The 16,114-nt window shown below is 72.4% G+C and carries 14 protein-coding genes; 2 read left to right on the forward strand and 12 right to left on the reverse strand.

The window, feature by feature from the left end; all coding sequences use genetic code 11:
- From IE97_RS0120585 to IE97_RS0120600, 4 genes are all read right to left on the reverse strand, one after another.
- The coding region (locus IE97_RS0120585; RefSeq protein WP_234331843.1) for a hypothetical protein at window positions 1–1,204 on the reverse strand (1,204 nt) is incomplete at its 3' end.
- 309 nt (window positions 1,205–1,513) lie between these two features.
- Window positions 1,514–2,221, reverse strand: coding sequence for an LPXTG cell wall anchor domain-containing protein (locus tag IE97_RS0120590; protein ID WP_030242580.1), 708 nt, complete (start codon window positions 2,219–2,221; stop codon window positions 1,514–1,516).
- A gap of 421 nt (window positions 2,222–2,642) precedes the next feature.
- Window positions 2,643–3,197 carry an ATP-binding protein gene (locus tag IE97_RS0120595; protein ID WP_030242583.1) on the reverse strand — a complete coding sequence of 185 codons (555 nt, stop codon included), beginning with the start codon at window positions 3,195–3,197 and terminating at the stop codon, window positions 2,643–2,645.
- A gap of 242 nt (window positions 3,198–3,439) precedes the next feature.
- On the reverse strand, window positions 3,440–3,817 hold the full coding sequence (locus tag IE97_RS0120600; protein WP_030242586.1) for an STAS domain-containing protein: 378 nt from the start codon (window positions 3,815–3,817) through the stop codon (window positions 3,440–3,442).
- Window positions 3,818–4,055: 238 nt separating this feature from the next.
- Between IE97_RS0120600 and IE97_RS0120605 the strand changes: the two genes are divergently transcribed.
- Window positions 4,056–4,982 (forward strand): RNA polymerase sigma factor SigF, encoded by a 927-nt coding sequence (locus IE97_RS0120605; protein WP_030242589.1) that lies wholly within the window; start codon window positions 4,056–4,058, stop codon window positions 4,980–4,982.
- 75 nt (window positions 4,983–5,057) lie between these two features.
- Here IE97_RS0120605 and IE97_RS0120610 read toward each other — a convergent pair whose 3' ends face one another.
- The 5 genes from IE97_RS0120610 to hutU all read right to left on the reverse strand — a co-directional run bounded on the left by IE97_RS0120610 (window position 5,058) and on the right by hutU (window position 10,948).
- Complete coding sequence (locus IE97_RS0120610) at window positions 5,058–5,378, reverse strand: hypothetical protein (RefSeq protein ID WP_030242592.1); 321 nt, start codon at window positions 5,376–5,378, stop codon at window positions 5,058–5,060.
- Window positions 5,379–5,443: 65 nt separating this feature from the next.
- Complete coding sequence (hutI, locus tag IE97_RS0120615) at window positions 5,444–6,739, reverse strand: imidazolonepropionase (RefSeq protein ID WP_030242594.1); 1,296 nt, start codon at window positions 6,737–6,739, stop codon at window positions 5,444–5,446.
- A complete protein-coding gene (locus IE97_RS0120620; RefSeq protein ID WP_030242599.1) occupies window positions 6,736–8,073 on the reverse strand; it encodes a formimidoylglutamate deiminase in 1,338 nt (445 codons plus the stop codon). The genes hutI and IE97_RS0120620 overlap by 4 nt, the downstream gene beginning before the upstream one ends.
- Entirely contained in the window at window positions 8,070–9,287 is a 1,218-nt protein-coding gene (locus IE97_RS0120625) for an allantoate amidohydrolase (protein WP_030242601.1), read from the reverse strand. The genes IE97_RS0120620 and IE97_RS0120625 overlap by 4 nt, the downstream gene beginning before the upstream one ends.
- The gene (hutU, locus tag IE97_RS0120630; protein WP_030242605.1) at window positions 9,284–10,948 is read right to left on the reverse strand and encodes a urocanate hydratase; all 1,665 of its coding nucleotides are present in this window, start codon (window positions 10,946–10,948) and stop codon (window positions 9,284–9,286) included. Before hutU ends, IE97_RS0120625 begins: the two co-directional genes overlap by 4 nt.
- Before the next feature lie 128 nt (window positions 10,949–11,076).
- Here hutU and IE97_RS0120635 point away from each other — a divergent pair, with 128 nt between their 5' ends.
- Window positions 11,077–12,459 (forward strand): diaminopimelate decarboxylase, encoded by a 1,383-nt coding sequence (locus IE97_RS0120635; RefSeq protein WP_037834109.1) that lies wholly within the window; start codon window positions 11,077–11,079, stop codon window positions 12,457–12,459.
- Between the two features lie 88 nt (window positions 12,460–12,547).
- Here IE97_RS0120635 and IE97_RS0120640 read toward each other — a convergent pair whose 3' ends face one another.
- The 3 genes from IE97_RS0120640 to IE97_RS0120650 form a co-directional block, all read right to left on the reverse strand.
- Window positions 12,548–13,132, reverse strand: a complete 585-nt coding sequence (locus tag IE97_RS0120640) for a hypothetical protein (protein ID WP_030242610.1) — start codon at window positions 13,130–13,132, stop codon at window positions 12,548–12,550.
- 103 nt (window positions 13,133–13,235) lie between these two features.
- Window positions 13,236–14,078: a MurR/RpiR family transcriptional regulator gene (locus tag IE97_RS0120645; protein WP_030242613.1), complete on the reverse strand. Its 843-nt coding sequence runs from the start codon at window positions 14,076–14,078 to the stop codon at window positions 13,236–13,238.
- Between the two features lie 238 nt (window positions 14,079–14,316).
- Window positions 14,317–15,897, reverse strand: coding sequence for an alpha/beta hydrolase (locus tag IE97_RS0120650; protein ID WP_030242616.1), 1,581 nt, complete (start codon window positions 15,895–15,897; stop codon window positions 14,317–14,319).
- Window positions 15,898–16,114 lie beyond the last annotated feature (217 nt).

Below are 16,114 nucleotides of genomic sequence, written 5' to 3' on the forward strand. Positions count from 1 at the left end.
GCCCGGGCGGGGCCGGGGGCCCGGGCGGGGCCGGGGGCCCAGGCGGGGCGGTAGGCCCGGGCGAGGCCGATGGGCTGTGCGAGGCCGCAGGCCCAGGCGAGTCGGCAGGCTCAGACGAGGCCGGGAGCCCAGGCGAGTCGGTAGGCCCAGACGAGGCCGCAGGCCCAGACGAGGCCGATGGACTACGCGAGGCCGCAGGCCCAGACGATGCCGGGGGCCTGGGCGAGGCCGATGGGCTGCGCGAGGCCGCAGGCCCAGGCGAGCTCGATGGGCTGTGCGTGGTGGCGGGCCGGCGTGGGCGGTGGGGCCGGCGGGCCGCGTGACCGGGATGGCGGGGGCGTACGTGGTCCACGACGGCCAGGCCCGCGCGGATCAGCGCCGCCGGTACGACCAGCAGGACGAGGCCCCAGAACAGGGTGACGCCCCACGGGCGGCCCACGCCCCAGGGGTGCTCGGCGAGGATCTTGCCGCCGTACTTCAGGGACACGGTGTAGTCGCCGTGCGCCCCACCCGCGAGCGCCACGGGAAGCTCGATCCGCGCCTTCCCGCCGGGCCGGATCGTGCCGCGCCACCGCTGGTCCTGCCACTGCGGGGCGAACACGCCGTGGGAGGTGCCGACCTGGAAGACGGGGTCCTTCACGGGGGACGTCCCGACGTTGCCGACGGTGACCTCGAGGGTCCTGGCGGGCGGGGAGCCGAACCAGGTCAGCAGCCCGTCCGCGCCGCGCAGCCGGGTGTCCGCGAGCAGGGACAGCCGACCGCCCGCCCGGTCCGCGGGCAGCGGCTCGACCGCGTGCCCGGCGACCTGAAAGGCCGTGTCGGTTTCGGCCTTGGCCCCCGTCGCCGTCTCCACGTGCACCACGCAGGGGCACGGCACGGGCGGCTCCACGACGGGCAGTTCGCGGCGGAAGCGCCCCTCGGCGTCGGTGGTGACGGCCCGGCCGTCGGCGTTGGCGCAGGAGTTGGTACCGCCGGTCACGCCCCGGGACGGCTCGGCCTGCCCGCAGACCAGCAACGTCAGGACGGCTCGTGGCCGCCAGCCGCTGCCGGTGACGGTGACCGAACCGCCCGTCCCGGCCTGCTCCTTGGAAACCTCGACGACGGGCCGGTCCGCCCCCTGGACGGCCCCGGCCCCGGCGAGACCCAGCAGGAGCGCCAGCAGGACCGGCAGCGACAGGTGGGACACACGGGCTGCGCAGGGCATCGGCTGCTCCAGCGGTCGGGGCGGACGTGCGGATCGCACCGGCGGGCCGCACGCCCTCCGGTGAGCGTGCGAACGGCGTCAGCGGGTCAGCGGTCGTCGGGCATGCCCACGGCGGGCGCGCTCAGCGACACCCGCTCGGCCTACGGCATCGGCCGCCCGGGCAACCGTCCCGGCAGGCGGTTCGAAGCCCGGCGGCACGAGCCGCCCATCGGGTGGGCCTGTGACATCAGCGGCTCCGGCTGCCGTCCTCGGGGCGGACGTGTCGCCCGGCGGCTTCAGCAGTCGCCGGTGCCCTGTCCCGGGCCGGCCTCAGCGGGTTTCCCCGGCACCCCCATGGCGCCGTGTCAGCCACAGCGCGCCCGCCGCGCCCACGAGCAGGACGGTTCCGCCGAGTGTGCCGAGGGCGACGGCCGAGTCCTCGGGGCCGGTCTGCGGGAGCTCGGCGCCGCCGTCGGATCCGGAGCCCGAGCCGCCGCCCGGAGTGGAGCCGGTGGTGGTGCCGCCGCTCGCGGCCGTGACGTCCAGGGCCAGTGAGGGGCCCGGGTCGTTCGTCGGGGTGCAGGTGGTCGTCGTGCCGAGCGCCTTGATGGTGAGCACGCCGGCCGTGAAGGTGACCTTGCCGCTCTTCTTCGGCGTGTACGTCCCGCTCAGGTCGTTGATCTTGATCGGGGTGTTGGCCGGAATGGCGGCGTCATTGGCGGGGCCGGTCACCGTCAGGGTGCCGCTGGCGGCGCCGCCCAGGGCGATGGTGGCACTCGGTGTCATGGCGCCCTTGCCCAGTTCGACCGGGCTGGAGGAGACGCCCTTCTGCCAGGACATGGTGATCCGGTAGCCGTTGCCGTTCTTGACGCTCTTGATGTCGATGGGCGAGACGGCGCTCTTGTCGCCGATCGGCGTCTTGCACTGGTAGTTGACGTCGACGACCTCGGCCCGGGCCATGGGGGCGGCCATCAACACCGCCGAGCCGGCCAGGGCCACGGCGGACGCGAGCGCGGCGGTTCGATTCCGGTACGACACGGTGCCGCTCCCCTTCCTTTTCCTGACGGCACATCAGATCGAGCCGTCAAGGTACGCCTGGGGCCTTGAGGAGGGAAGACATGGTGCGGGCCGGATCTGCGGCGTCCTGCGTGGGCGTGAGTGATGCGCGAGGGGATGCGCGGCGGGCGTTCCGTGGGGTCGTCACCCGGACAGCCGAGGCGGTGGCCACCGAGAATGCCGGGCGGCATCGGCCGGCCTGAGCAGGGACAGGCCCGGCGAGGCATGAGCCGACGGGCAGCGAGAGGGGCCAGGGCGGCAGTCAGGAGGCCCGGTGGTTCATCGGCCGGGCCGGTTGCCGCGAGGGCCTGGGGGAACCCGGGGGGCCGGAGGGGGACAGGGGTGGGCCTGGGGCCGAGCCCGGGCGGCCCCGGAAAGGGAACTTATACGGCTCCCCATCCGATCACGCGGGAGCGCCCAGCTCCGCCCACACCGTCTTGCCGGCCACTCCCGGCGTGCGGACGACGCCCCAGTCGAGGCACAGTCGCTGGACGATGAACATGCCGTGCCCGCCCGGCCGGCCCGCGCGGTGCGGCGTGCGAGGTGCCGGCTGGCCCGTGCCGCGGTCGGCGACCTCGATGCGGATCACCTTGTTGTCGCAGGTGATGAACAGCTGGTCCGGCCCTCCGGCGTGCAGGCAGGCATTGGTGACCAGCTCGGAGACGACGAGCAGCACGTCCTCGGCGGCGGCCCGCTGATCAGCGGAGGCGGCCGGCAGCCAGCCCCACGCGTACAGCGCCTGGCGGGTGAAGTCGCGGGCGAGCGGAACGACACCGCTCTCCTCGTCGAAGCTCAGCCGGCGCACCTGCCGGCCCCCCGGCGGCGCCGCGGCTCCGGACGGCGCGGCCACGCCCTCGCCGGACGCACCGGCCGCCGGTACTCCACCCTCGGACGCCCCGGAAGCGCCGCTGGGCTCCGGCCCGCGGTCGCCCGGCGAGTAGGGCCGGGTGGTGCTCATCAGCGCTTCACCTCACCGATTCACCAGTTCACGATGGAAAAACGTCAGTACACAGTCAGTACGCAGTGGGCGGCACGTCGGTTTCACGGCGCCCCCGCCACCCCGGCAGCCGACAGGTTCAGGATGTCTCCTGCCCGGGCGGACCGGCAGAACACCCCTGTATTCCGCACAGAGCGCATGAGGGGGGTGGGACACCGGTCACAGAGGGATGGCCGAGGCTCGGCGCGCCGACGCACCGCCGGTCAGCCCGACTCGTCGGCCAGCGCCGCCTCGAGCGTGTCATGGACACTGAAGACCGCATCCGCGCCCGTAATCTCGAACACACGTGCCACTACGGGCTGCATTCCGGCGAGCGTCACACCTCCACCGGCGGCCTCGGCCTTCAGTCGCGCCCCGAGGAGCACGTTGAGCCCCGTCGAGTCGCAGAACTCCAGGCGCGCGCAGTCGATCACCAGGCGCTTGAAACCCTTGGCGAGGCAGTCCTCGAGCGGCTCGCGCAACAGATCGGCGGTGTGGTGATCCAATTCACCCGCCGGGGTCACGACGGCACTAGAGCCCTCTTCCCGCACCTCGACCAGAAGCCGGCCAGACTGTGCGCTGCCGACCGTCCCGCGGTCCATGCCGTCTCTCTCTCCCGACCTCGTGGCTGTTGCTGACGCCCTCGAACACTACGCCTTCCTGACGCACTCCGACACCCGAACAACCGCACACAAACGGACATATGCCTACAGAACGCACTTGCGGTGGGCTCCGGAAAGCGGGTAGGCCTAGTAAGGACACGTAACCGACACGGCCGGCTTTGGAGGCGCCGCACACCGCAGTGCACGTACTGGCCCCGGCAGCCATATGCCGAGAACGATGGAGGACATCATGTCACCCCGGCTCGACGGATCGCGTACCCACAAAGCGACGTCGACACCCCCTCCGGAACATCTGGATCCCATCGAGCAGGACGAGATGCTCGTCACACAGGACACGCTTCTCGCCGGACTTCCGGACATTCCCCCGTACGAGGAAGTCGACGCGGTCGACGCACGGGCTCTGTCCAAGACCCTCTTCGAGCGCCTGGAGGCGCTGGAGGAAGGCACGCACGAGTACTCGTACGTCCGCAACACGCTCGTCGAACTGAACCTCGCGCTGGTCAAGTTCGCCGCCTCCCGGTTCCGCTCCCGCAGCGAGCCGATGGAGGACATCATCCAGGTCGGCACCATCGGCCTGATCAAGGCGATCGACCGCTTCGAACTTTCCCGGGGTGTCGAGTTCCCCACGTTCGCGATGCCGACCATCGTCGGCGAGATCAAGCGCTTCTTCCGTGACACCTCGTGGTCCGTGCGCGTTCCGCGGCGGCTCCAGGAGCTCCGGCTCGACCTGGCCAAGGCCGGTGACGAGCTGGCCCAGAAGCTCGACCGGGCCCCGACGGTGGCCGAACTGGCCGAGCGGCTGGGCATCTCCAACGACGAGGTCGTCGAGGGCATGGCCGCGTCGAACGCCTACACCGCCTCCTCGCTGGACGCCCAGCCGGAGGAGGACGACTCCGAGGGCGCGCTCGCGGACCGCATCGGCTACGAGGACCACGGGCTCGAAGGCATCGAGTACGTCGAGTCGTTGAAGCCGCTGATCGCGGAACTCCCGCCGCGCGACCGGAAGATCCTGTCGCTGCGCTTCGTCGCGGGCATGACCCAGTCGGAGATCGGCGAGGAACTGGGCATCTCCCAGATGCACGTGTCGCGTCTGCTGTCGCGGACGCTGGTGCGGCTGCGCAAGGGGCTGACCGTCGACGAGTGATCCTCACCGGGTGATCGTGTCCTTCGGGGGCGGGCCTCAGGGCCCGCCCCCCAGGCGCGTGCCGTGAGGGGACGCTCAGGAGTTGAGGACCAGCGCGGTCGTCGGGACGAGCGGGGCCGCCAGGCTCAGCAGCCAGTAGGTGCGCGGAGCGAGTGACGTCCGGCGCCGGAGCGGCAGGTTGGCGAGCCACCAGATCAGGCCGTACAGCGTGACCACGGGGACGACGATCAGGAGCCACAGGGCCATGCCGTCGTTCTCGGTCGGTTCCCGCACGGTCCAGCCCAGCTCGGCGAGCGGCCAGTTCACCGCGAGGTACCACAGCAGCCAGTACGGCACCACGCCCGGGATCCCGAGCAGCAGGTTCACCAGGAGCGGTGCCGACCAGTGCCTGGCCATCCGTCCCCGCCTCCCCGTGGCGCCGGTCGTCCCGGCGCGACACCGCGTTGTCGCGGAGCCGCTGGTCACACTACGCGCTCTCCGCGCCGCCACACCCCGCTGACGAGCGGAACGCCGGGCCGGTAGGCCAGGTGCACATGGCTCGGGGCGTCGAGGAGCGTCAGGTCGGCGTACGTGCCCGGGGTGAGGCGGCCGATGTCGTCGCGCCGGAGCGCGGCCGCCCCGCCCGCCGTGGCCGCCCACACCGCCTCATCAGGGGTCATGCCCATGTCCCGTACGGCGAGCGCGATGCAGAACGGGACGGAAGAGGTGAAGGACGAGCCGGGGTTGCAGTCGGTGGAGAGCGCCACGGTGACGCCCGCGTCGAGGAGGCGGCGGGCGTCCGGCCACTCGGCGCGGGTGGAGAACTCCGCGCCGGGGAGGAGCGTGGCGACCGTCCGGCTGTTCGCCAGGGCGTCCACGTCCGCGTCGGTCAGGTGGGTGCAGTGGTCGGCGCTGGCCGCGTCGAGTTCGACGGCGAGCCGCACGCCCGGCCCGTACGAGAGCTGGTTGGCGTGGACCCGGGGGTGCAGGCCGCGCGCCTTGCCCGCGGTGAGGATCGCGCGGGCCTGGTCGCCGTCGAAGGCGCCCTTCTCGCAGAAGACGTCGATCCAGCGGGCGTGAGGTGCGCAGGCGTCGAGCATCTCGCCGGTGACCAGGGCGACGTAGCCGGCCGGGTCCTCGGCGAACTCGGGGGCGACGATGTGGGCGCCGAGGAAGGTGACTTCGTCGGTGTGGCGGGCGGCGATGCGCAGCGCTCGGGACTCGTCGTGGGCGGTGAGGCCGTAGCCGGACTTCGTCTCGAAGGTGGTGGTGCCCTGGCGGAGGGCTTCGGCGAGGTAACGGGTGACGTTGGCTTCGAGTTCCTCGTCGCCGGCCGCCCGCGTGGCCGCGACCGTGGTGCGGATGCCTCCCGCGCTGTACGGCCGGCCCGACATACGGGCGTTGAACTCCTGTGTCCGGTCGCCCGCGAAGACCAGGTGGGAGTGGCTGTCGACGAAACCGGGGACGACCGCCCGGCCGCCCGCGTCGACCCGATTGTCAGTGGCGGGTGCTTTGCTTTGATCACCGGTCCACGCGATGCGGTCGCCCTCGAAGACGACGGCCGCGTCCTGGATCAGTCCGAGGGGTGATCCGTCACCGGAGTGGGGGTCGTTGGTGACCAGGGCGGCGATGTTGGTGATGAGCGTGCTTGCGGTGCTCGCGGAGCGGGCGGGGCTGACGGTCGTCGCGTTGCTCATGGCGTCCTTGGTGGCCTGGTCGGCGGTCGGTTCGGATTCGGGGTCGGAGGGGGGCCGCGCGGGTGGGTGGTCCCGGATCATCCGCGCAGGACTGCGAGGGCGTCCGCGAGGGCCCGAGGCACATCCGGTACGAGGGAGTGCGTCCCGTCCCGTACGACGTGCCGGCCTGCCACGACCGTATGCGACACGTCTGCTGCCGACGCGGCGAATACGGCCGTCTCGGCCCCGAGCCGCGGAAGCGGCCCAGCCGTTCTGACCGAGTCGAGCGCGATCGTCGTGAAGTCGGCGAGCGCGCCGGGCTCCAGGGCGCCGGCGTCCGCCCAGCCGAGGGCGGCGTGCCCGTCCGCCGAGGCCGCCCGCAGCAGTGCGGCCGCCGTCCAGTGGCCTCGGGTCCGGGTGCGCAGCCGCTCGTTCAGCTCCATGGCCCGGGCCTCTTCGAACAGGTCGATCACGGCGTGGCTGTCGGAGCCGAGGGAGAGCGGGGAGCCCTCGTTCTGGAGGGCGACGGCCGGTCCGATGCCGTCCGCCAGGTCGCGCTCGGTGGTCGGGCACATGCAGGTGCCGGTGCCGCTGCCGCCGATGAGGGAGATGTCCTCGGCGGTGAGGTGGGTGTTGTGGACGCCGGTGGTGCGCGGCCCGAGCACACCGTGCAGGGCGAGGAGCTGCGTCGGGGTGCAGCCGTGGATCTCCAGGCACGCCTCGTTCTCGGCGGTCTGCTCGGAGAGGTGCACATGGAGCGGGGCCCGCCGCTCCTCGGCCCACCGCGCCACGGTCGCCAGCTGGTCGGCGGGCACGGCCCGTACGGAGTGGACGGCCGCTCCGATCCGCGCGTGATCCCGTTCCTTGAGAACTGAACAGCGTTCCGCCCAGGAGTCCGCCGTGCCGTCGGAGAAGCGGAGCTGGTGGGCGGTGGGCGGCTGCCCGAAGCCGGAGGAGAGGTAGGCGGTGTCGAGGAGGGTGATGCGGATGCCGGCTTCGGCGGCGGCCGCGATGAGGGCCTCGCCCATCGCGTTGGGGTCGGCGTAGTGGGTGCCGCCGGGGGCGTGGTGGACGTAGTGGAACTCGCCGACCGCCGTGACGCCGGCCAGGGCCATCTCGGCGTACACGGCGCGGGCCAGGGCGTGGTAGGTGTCCGGGGTGAGCCGGGCGGCCGTGGCGTACATGACCTCGCGCCAGGTCCAGAAGGTCCCGGAGCCGACCTGGGCGGTGCCGCGCAGGGCGCGGTGGAAGGCGTGGGAGTGGGCGTTGGCGAGGCCGGGGAGGGTGAGTCCGCGCAGGACCTCGGCGCCCGAGGGTGGTGTGTCGGCGTCCGGGCGGACGGCGGTGATGCGGCCGTCTCGGACCTCGAGGGTCACGCCTGGCTCGACGTGTGTGCCGAGCCAGGCGTGTTCCAGCCAGTAGGTCTTCGATGTCACCGGCAGGCCAGTCCTTCCAGTACGTCGGCGAGGGCGGCGACCCCGGCCACGCAGTCGTCCTCGGTCGCGGACTCGGCCGGGGAGTGGGAGACGCCGGTGGGGTTGCGCACGAACAGCATGGCGGTCGGGATGCTCCCGGACAGGATCCCGGCGTCGTGTCCGGCGCCGGTGCCGAGGACGGGGACGGTGAGGCCGGTGTCCTTGCCGAGGATGCGGGCGAGTTCGTCGCGCAGGGCGTGGTCGAACTCGACGACGGGGGTGAACGACTCCCGGTGGACGTCGAGGTCGACGCCGTGGGCGGCGGCGTACTCCCCGGCGGCCTTCTCGATGCCGGCGACCACGGCGTCCAGCCGGTCCTGGTCCTCGGCACGGGAGTCGAGCCAGCCGCGCACCAGGGAGGGGATCGCGTTGACGCCGTTGGGCTCGACGGCGATCTTGCCGAAGGTGGCGACGGCACCGGCGAGTTCGGCCTCGCGGCGGGCGGCGAGGACGGTCTCGGCATAGGACAGCATGGGGTCGCGACGGTCGGCGAGCCGGGTGGTGCCGGCGTGGTTGGCCTCGCCCCGGAAATCGAACCGCCACCGGCCGTGCGGCCAGATGGCGCTGGCGATGCCGACCCGGTCGCCGGACAGGTCCAGGGCCCGGCCCTGTTCGACGTGCAGTTCCACGAAGGCGCCGATGCGGGCGAGGCGCTCGGGGTCGGGGCCGAGGGTGTCGGGGTCGTGTCCGGCGGCCTCCATGGCACGCGGCAGGGTCACGCCGTCGCCGTCGGTGAGCCGGTGCGCCTGCTCGCGGGTGAGCTGCCCGGCGGTGAGCCGGGAGCCGACACAGGCGAGGCCGAAGCGGGCGCCCTCCTCGTCGCCGAAGTTGACGACAGCGAGCGGCTTGGTGAAGTCCGCGCCTCTTGCGCGCAGTTCGTCGAGCGCGGCGAAGGCGGACACGACACCGAGGGGCCCGTCGAAGGCGCCCCCGTCGGGCACGGAGTCGAGGTGCGAGCCGGTGACGACGGCGTCCCCGGCGGCGGGGTCCCCGAGCCAGGCCCACTGGTTGCCGTTGCGGTCGACCTCGTAGGCCAGTCCGCGGGTCTGCGCCTGCTCCTGGAACCAGGCCCGGCACTCGCGGTCGGCCCCGGTCCAGGCGAAGCGGCGGTAGCCGCCGGAGGCGGAGCTGCGGCCGATCGGCAGCAGCTCCGCCCACATGCTGTGGAAGGTCACGCCTCGTCACCTTCACGCATCGGGACCCGGACACCGCGCTCGTCGGCGACCGACTCCGCGATGTCGTAGCCCGCGTCCACGTGCCGGATGACGCCCATGCCGGGGTCGTTGGTGAGCACCCGGCGGATCTTCTCCCCGCCGAGCTTCGTACCGTCGGCCACCGTCACCTGCCCGGCGTGGATGGACCGCCCCATGCCCACGCCACCGCCGTGGTGGATCGACACCCAGGAGGCGCCCGACGCCACGTTCACCATGGCGTTCAGCAGCGGCCAGTCGGCGATCGCGTCGGACCCGTCGAGCATGGCCTCGGTCTCGCGGTAGGGCGAGGCGACGGATCCGCAGTCGAGGTGGTCGCGGCCGATGGCCAGGGGCGCGGCGAGCTCGCCGCTCGCGACCATGTCGTTGAAGCGCTCGCCGGCCTTGTCCCGCTCGCCGTAGCCGAGCCAGCAGATGCGGGCGGGCAGGCCCTGGAAGTGCACGCGCTCGCCCGCCATCCTGATCCACCGGGCGAGGGACTCGTTCCGCGGGAAGAGGTCGAGGATCGCCTTGTCGGTCTTGGCGATGTCGGCCGGGTCACCCGAGAGGGCCGCCCAGCGGAAGGGGCCCTTGCCCTCGCAGAACAGCGGGCGGATGTAGGCGGGGACGAAGCCGGGGAAGGCGAAGGCCCGGTCGTATCCGGCGAGTCGCGCCTCGCCGCGGATGGAGTTGCCGTAGTCGAAGACCTCGGCGCCGGCGTCCATGAAGCCGACCATGGCCTCGACGTGCCGGGCCATGGACTCCCGGGCGCGGGTGGTGAAACCGGCCGGGTCCTTGGCCGCGGCGTCGGCCATGTCCTCGAAGGCGGTGCCGAGGGGCAGGTAGGCCAGCGGGTCGTGGGCGGAGGTCTGGTCGGTGACGATGTCGATCGGGGCGCCCATGGCGAGCAGCTTCGGCAGCAGCTCGGCGGCGTTGCCGAGGACACCGATCGACAGCGGGCGGCGGGCGTCACGCGCCTCGACGGCCAGCCGCAGGGCGTGGTCGAGCGAGTCGGCCCGCACGTCCAGGTACCGGTGCTCGATGCGCCGCTCGATGGCGCGCGGGTCGCAGTCGATGCAGATGGCCACACCGTCGTTCATGGTGACGGCGAGCGGCTGGGCGCCGCCCATGCCGCCGAGACCGGCGGTGAGGGTGATCGTCCCGGCGAGGGAGCCGCCGAACCGCTTGGCGGCGACGGCGGCGAAGGTCTCGTAGGTGCCCTGGAGGATGCCCTGGGTGCCGATGTAGATCCATGAACCGGCGGTCATCTGCCCGTACATGGTCAGGCCCAGCTGTTCGAGCCGGCGGAACTCCTCCCAGTTCGCCCAGTCGCCGACCAGGTTGGAGTTGGCGATGAGGACGCGCGGGGCCCACTCGTGGGTCTGCATGACGCCGACGGGGCGGCCGGACTGGACGAGCATGGTCTCGTCCTGCTTGAGGGTCCGCAGCGTCCGGACCATCGCGTCGAAGGAGCGCCAGTCGCGCGCCGCCTTGCCGGTGCCGCCGTAGACGACGAGCTGGTCGGGGTGCTCGGCGACCTCCGGGTCGAGGTTGTTCTGCAGCATCCGCAGGGCGGCTTCCTGCTGCCATCCCAGGGCGCTCGGTTCCGTGCCGCGCGGTGCCCGGACGGCGCGTGGTCCTGACATGGTCTGCCTCCTGGTGGGTGCTCCCGGCGGATTGTTGCTGCGGTTATTCACATCCTGAACCTCTGAATAGGGCTAGTCAATACGTCCGGGGCTCCGCGTGGCGGTGCCGTGGGTGTTTGGCTGGATGCATGGATGACGACATTCAGGCAGACGACTCGGGAGCCGGGCGGGCGGCCCGGCGGGACGAGGCGGTGCGGGCCGCCGTGGAGCAGGGCCTGCTCGGGCCCGGCAGTCCGATCGTCGGACTGCTCGACGTCACCGGGATCCGGGAGTCGGCGGCGGAGCTGCGCGCGGCGTTCGACGCGGTGGTGGCGCCGGGCACGCCCGTGCTGCACGCCTTCGCGGTGAAGGCGACCCCGCTGGTGCCGGTGCTGCGGCTGCTGCGCGAGGAGGGCGTCGGCGCGGAGGTGGCGAGCCCGGGTGAGCTGGCGCTGGCCCGGGCCGCGGGCGTGCCGGCGGCCATGACGGTGCTCGACTCGCCCGCGAAGACCCCGGCCGAGCTGCGCGAGGCGCTGGCGCTGGGCATCGCCGTCAACGCGGACAACCCGCAGGAGCTGGAGCGCATCGACGGCCTGGTGAGGTCCTCCGCCGGCCGCTCCCCGCTCGGGATCCGGGTGAATCCGCAGGTCGGTGGGGGCTCCATCGAGGCGACGTCCACAGCCACGGCGACGTCGAAGTTCGGGGTGGCGCTGCGCGACGAGGGGGCGCGGGAGTGGGTCGTACAGGCCTTCCTGGACCGGCCGTGGCTGACCCGGCTGCACGCGCACACCGGGTCCCAGGGCATCCCGCTGTCCCTGATGGTGCGGGGCATTGCCGAGACGTACGCGCTGGCGGAGGAGATCAACCGGCGGGCCGGACGGCGGCAGATCGACACGCTCGACATCGGCGGCGGACTGCCGGTGAACTTCGCCTCGGACGCGACGACCCCGACGTACGCGCAGTACGCGCGCGTGCTGACCGAGGAGGTGCCGGGGCTGTTCGACGGGCGGTACGGGCTCGTCACCGAGTTCGGGCGGTCACTGCTCGCCAAGCACGGGACGGTCGTGGCGCGGGTCGAGTACGCGAAGGCCTCCGGCGGGCGGGCGGTGGCGGTGACGCATGCGGGGGTGCAGGTCGCTGCCCGGACGGTTTACGCACCGGGGAGTTGGCCCCTGAGGATCGCGGCGTACGACTCGAAGGGGCGGGTGAAGGACGGGCCCCATGTCGTGCAGGACGTCGCGGGACCGGCCTGCTTTGCGGGGGACCTGCTGGCGGAGGGGCGTTCCATGCCGTTGCTGGAGCAGGGGGACTATGCGGCGGCGCTGGATACGGGGGCGTACTACTTCGCGCATCACTATGCCTACAACTCGCTCGCACGCCCGGGGATCTACGGGTTCGCGCCGGGCTCTGCGGGACGTGTCGCCTTCGCGGTGGTACGTGAGCCGCAGTCGATCGAGGAGGTCGTCGCAGAGTCTGGTGGGGCGCAGGTCGATGCGCTGCTGAGCGGCCAGGCGCCGTGGGAGCTTCAGTAGTTCGCCGGCTTTCCGCCCGTCGTGGCCGATCGCGCCCACGCGGCGCAGCCGCAGATGCAACGCGGCCCCGCGCCCCTTACAGGGACGCTCACACCAGCGCCGGTGTCTTCTTTCGCGCCCCGCCCGGGGCGGCGTCGCCCGCCGCGATGCCGGTGCTGCGGTAGCCCCTGACCGGCTTCCCTGCCGGGCTGCCCGCACCTCCGCGCAGCCAGTCCACCCGCACCCACAACAACACCTCGTCGGCACGCTCCCGGCGTCCCAGCCACGCCGCCTTCAGCCACAGGCCCGCACCGCAGCCGCACAGGACCATGCCGGGCGCGGCGGGCACGGCGAAGGCGCCGGCCAGGGCCGCGAGGAAGGCGAGCAGGAGCCACCAGCGGTGGCGGCGGCGCCAGTTGCGCGCGGTCACCGCACGGTCCTGCAGGACGTCGTGCTTGCCGGCGCGGGGCGCCGATGCGGCCAGGGCGGCGTAACGCTTGCGGCGTCCGCCCGCCACGGCAGCCGTCACCAGGACGAACAGCGCCGCCCCGGCCAGGACGCCGATGCGGCGGCCGGTCAGTCCCGGCGGCAGCAGGCCGATGCCCGCCGCGCACACACCCAGCCACCACAGCGGGGCCGCTCCCGCCCGTACGACGACGGCCACCCGAGCCAGCCCCTGTCCTCCGCGTGTCACGTTCAGCCTCCGTCCAGCTCAGTGAAGTGTCTGAAGAGCGTTGCAGGACAGGCACATTAGCCACACAACGTGAGACGAATCTGAGAAAACACCGCGCGGGACGTCAGTCGACGAACAGGCCCCGCGCCGCCGCCTTCGCGTCGAACTCCTCCAGGCGCGACTGGGCCTCGGGCAGGTCGTCGCACATCGCCTCCAGCAGCACCCGGCCGAGCAGCATCGGGGAGCAGGCCGTGTCGAAGGCGAGGCCGGTGCCGACGGCGGCGGGCAGCAGCAGATCGGACACCTTGGCGACCGGAGCGAAGGCCGAGTCGGCGACCGTGACGACGGTGAGGCCGGCCCGGCGGGCGTAGTCGAGGGTGTCGACGACCTCGCGGGGGTGCCGGGGCAGCGCGAAGCACAGCAGTGCGGTGGCCCCGGCCTGGACGGCGGCGTCGATGCGGTCCTGGAGCATCGTGCCGCCCTCCCCCAGGAGCCGTACGTCGGGGTGGACCTTGGCGGCGAAGTAGGCGAAACCCTGCGCCTGGGCCGCCGCCGCGCGCAGGCCGAGGACGGGGAGCGGGCGGGAGGCCGCCAGCAGGCGCCCCGCGCGCCGCACCGGCCGGGGGTCGGCCAGGGCCTCCGCCAGGTGCCGCAGGTTCTCGATCTCGGCCTGGACGGCCTGCTGGTACTCGTTGGAGGACCCGGCGTCCGCCACGGGTTCGGCGGGGGCGACCTCGCGCAGGTGCCGGCGCAGGGCGGGGTAGCCGTCGAAGCCGAGGGCGACGGCGAAGCGGGTCACGGAAGGCTGGCTGACCCCGGCCAGCTCGGCGAGCTCCACGCTCGACAGGAACGGCACGTCAGCGGCGCGCCGCACCATGCTGTGCGCGATTCGCCGCTGGGTCGGCGTCAGCCGGTGCCCCTCGAAGAGCGCCTGCAGCCGCGCGGCAGGGCTGTCGGTCACGCTCATGACGTGCTCCTCCCCCTTGCCTATTCAGTGACTGAGGATTCTGCATGAGCATATGCAGACCGGCAACCGGGGGGGCGGACGGCAGCCCCGTCGAGAGGCAGCGGCAGCCCGTGTCGCCGACCGGAGTGATCTGACCGGACTTCCCGGCAGACCACTGGGCTGCGCACTCGGCTCGTTCGCGACACGGGGCCGGTCGGAGGCCTCCCGCAGGCGGATGGCCTCCCGAGGACTCCTGCGATCAGAAGCGGCTGACCATCCCAGGGATGCCCGGGGGTGTCGGCAGCGGCAGCCGGCTGGGGGTGTTGCGTTCGTCCGCGGCCGGAGGAGCCTTGCAGGTCAGGTCCTTCGCGGGGAGCTTGCCGGTGGTCAGGTAGGTGGTGGCCGTCTTGTCGGCGCACGACTTGGTGCCGTAGATGCCGTGTCCGACACCTCCGGCGACCGTGACCATCTTCGAGCCCTTCATGGTGCGGCGCAGGCCCTGGCCGCTGGTCAGCGGCGTCTGGGAGTCCCACTCGTTCTGGAGGATCAGCGCGCGCACCTTGTTGTCGATCCTGGTGGCGGGCTCGCTGCCGCTCTTCTTCCAGAAGGCGCACGGCTTGATGTGGGAGGCGAAGTCGCCGTACAGCGGGTACCTGGCCTTGTCCCGGATCGCGTCCTTGCGGTACTGCTCGGGATCGCGCGGCCAGGCGCGGGTGTCGGCGCAGACGACGGCCCAGAAGGAGGCGTCGCCGTTGTCCTCGGGCACGGTCCGGCCGAAGGACGGTGGAACGGGTTCGGGCGTCCTGCGCTCCCGGCCGGCGGACGGGGGAGCTCCGGCGGCGGCCTTCTTCAGCTCGGCGACGATCTCGGCGGCGTCGCGCGTGCCGAAGAACGCGCCCCGGAGGGCGGAGCGGATGTCGTCACCGGTCAGCTGCGTGCCGTCGAGGTCGATCGGCTTGCGGTCGGCCTGGGCGACCAGGCCGTAGAAGGTCTTGCGGACCGCCTCGGGAGTCCGGCCCAGCTTGTAGGTGGCGTGCCGCGCGGCGGTCCACTCGGCCCATCGGGTGAAGGCGGGCTCGGCGCCCTCCGCCCAGACCTGGATCATCCCGCGCCAGATCCGGGCCGGGTCGACGGCGCTGTCCAGCACGAAGCGGTCGGTGCGCTTCGGGAACATCTGCGTGTAGACGGCGCCGAGGTAGGTGCCGTAGGAGTATCCGAGGTAGGAGATCTTCTTCTCTCCGAGCACCGCGCGGATGACGTCCATGTCCCGGGCGGTGTTGCGGGTGGTGATGTGGCGCAGCTTGTCGCCCTGCTTCCTGTCGCACTTCTCGGCGACGGTCCGGGCCCACTTCACGTCCTTGGTGAACGTCTCGGCCTTGTAGGGCCGTTCCCAGTTCCGCTCCTCGGACGTCAGGCCGCAGCCGACGGGGGAACTCTGACCGACGCCCCGCGGGTCGAAGCCGACGAGGTCGTACTTGTTCTTCACGGCCTTCGGCAGCTCCTCGGCCATGTACTGCGGCATGTCGACGCCCGGCCCGCCGGGGCCACCCGGGTTGAGCAGAAGTACGCCACGCCGTTCCTCCTTGGTGCTCGTCCTCATCCTGGATATCGCGAGGTCGAGCTTCTTGGCGCCCGGTCTGGCGTAGTCGAGCGGCACCTTGATCGTGGCGCACTGGAGGGAGGCGGGCAGCTCCGTGTCGCAGCGGTGCCAGGCCGGTTTCTGCTGGAGGTAGGGGCGAAGGGGGTTCTCCGCGGCGGATGCCGTGGTGGGGGCCAGCGCGGGGACCAGCGTGGTGACGGCGCCGGCCGCCAGGAAGAGGGCTATTCGACTGTTGGGCACGTGCGTTGGGTCCTTGGGTCGACGCGGACGGGACGCACCCACCCTGCCGCGCGCGGAACGCGGATTGATCCATCCACTGGGCAGAGTTTCTCCCACCGTGGGTGGACGGGGAGTTGGGGCGGATAGTGCTTGAGTCGGACAACCACGACCCGCTCTTTGCCATCTACCTCAAGTGGCGTGCTGACAGGGGGGATAGCCCCAGTGCGGCCGGCGTCAC

The sequence above is a fragment of the Streptomyces sp. NRRL S-455 genome (assembly GCF_000717875.1).
In the GTDB taxonomy this organism is placed as follows: Bacteria; Actinomycetota; Actinomycetes; order Streptomycetales; family Streptomycetaceae; genus Streptomyces.

Coding starts and splice junctions, on each gene's coding strand:
- hutI (WP_030242594.1), bottom strand. CDS start 6,739: ATGATCCGGGACCACCCACCCGCGCGGCCCCCCTCCGACCCCGAATCC.
- IE97_RS0120595 (WP_030242583.1), bottom strand. CDS start 3,197: ATGAGCACCACCCGGCCCTACTCGCCGGGCGACCGCGGGCCGGAGCCC.
- IE97_RS0120645 (WP_030242613.1), bottom strand. CDS start 14,078: ATGAGCGTGACCGACAGCCCTGCCGCGCGGCTGCAGGCGCTCTTCGAG.
- IE97_RS0120605 (WP_030242589.1), top strand. CDS start 4,056: ATGGAGGACATCATGTCACCCCGGCTCGACGGATCGCGTACCCACAAA.
- hutU (WP_030242605.1), bottom strand. CDS start 10,948: ATGTCAGGACCACGCGCCGTCCGGGCACCGCGCGGCACGGAACCGAGC.
- IE97_RS0120635 (WP_037834109.1), top strand. CDS start 11,077: ATGGATGACGACATTCAGGCAGACGACTCGGGAGCCGGGCGGGCGGCC.
- IE97_RS0120600 (WP_030242586.1), bottom strand. CDS start 3,817: ATGGACCGCGGGACGGTCGGCAGCGCACAGTCTGGCCGGCTTCTGGTC.
- IE97_RS0120610 (WP_030242592.1), bottom strand. CDS start 5,378: ATGGCCAGGCACTGGTCGGCACCGCTCCTGGTGAACCTGCTGCTCGGG.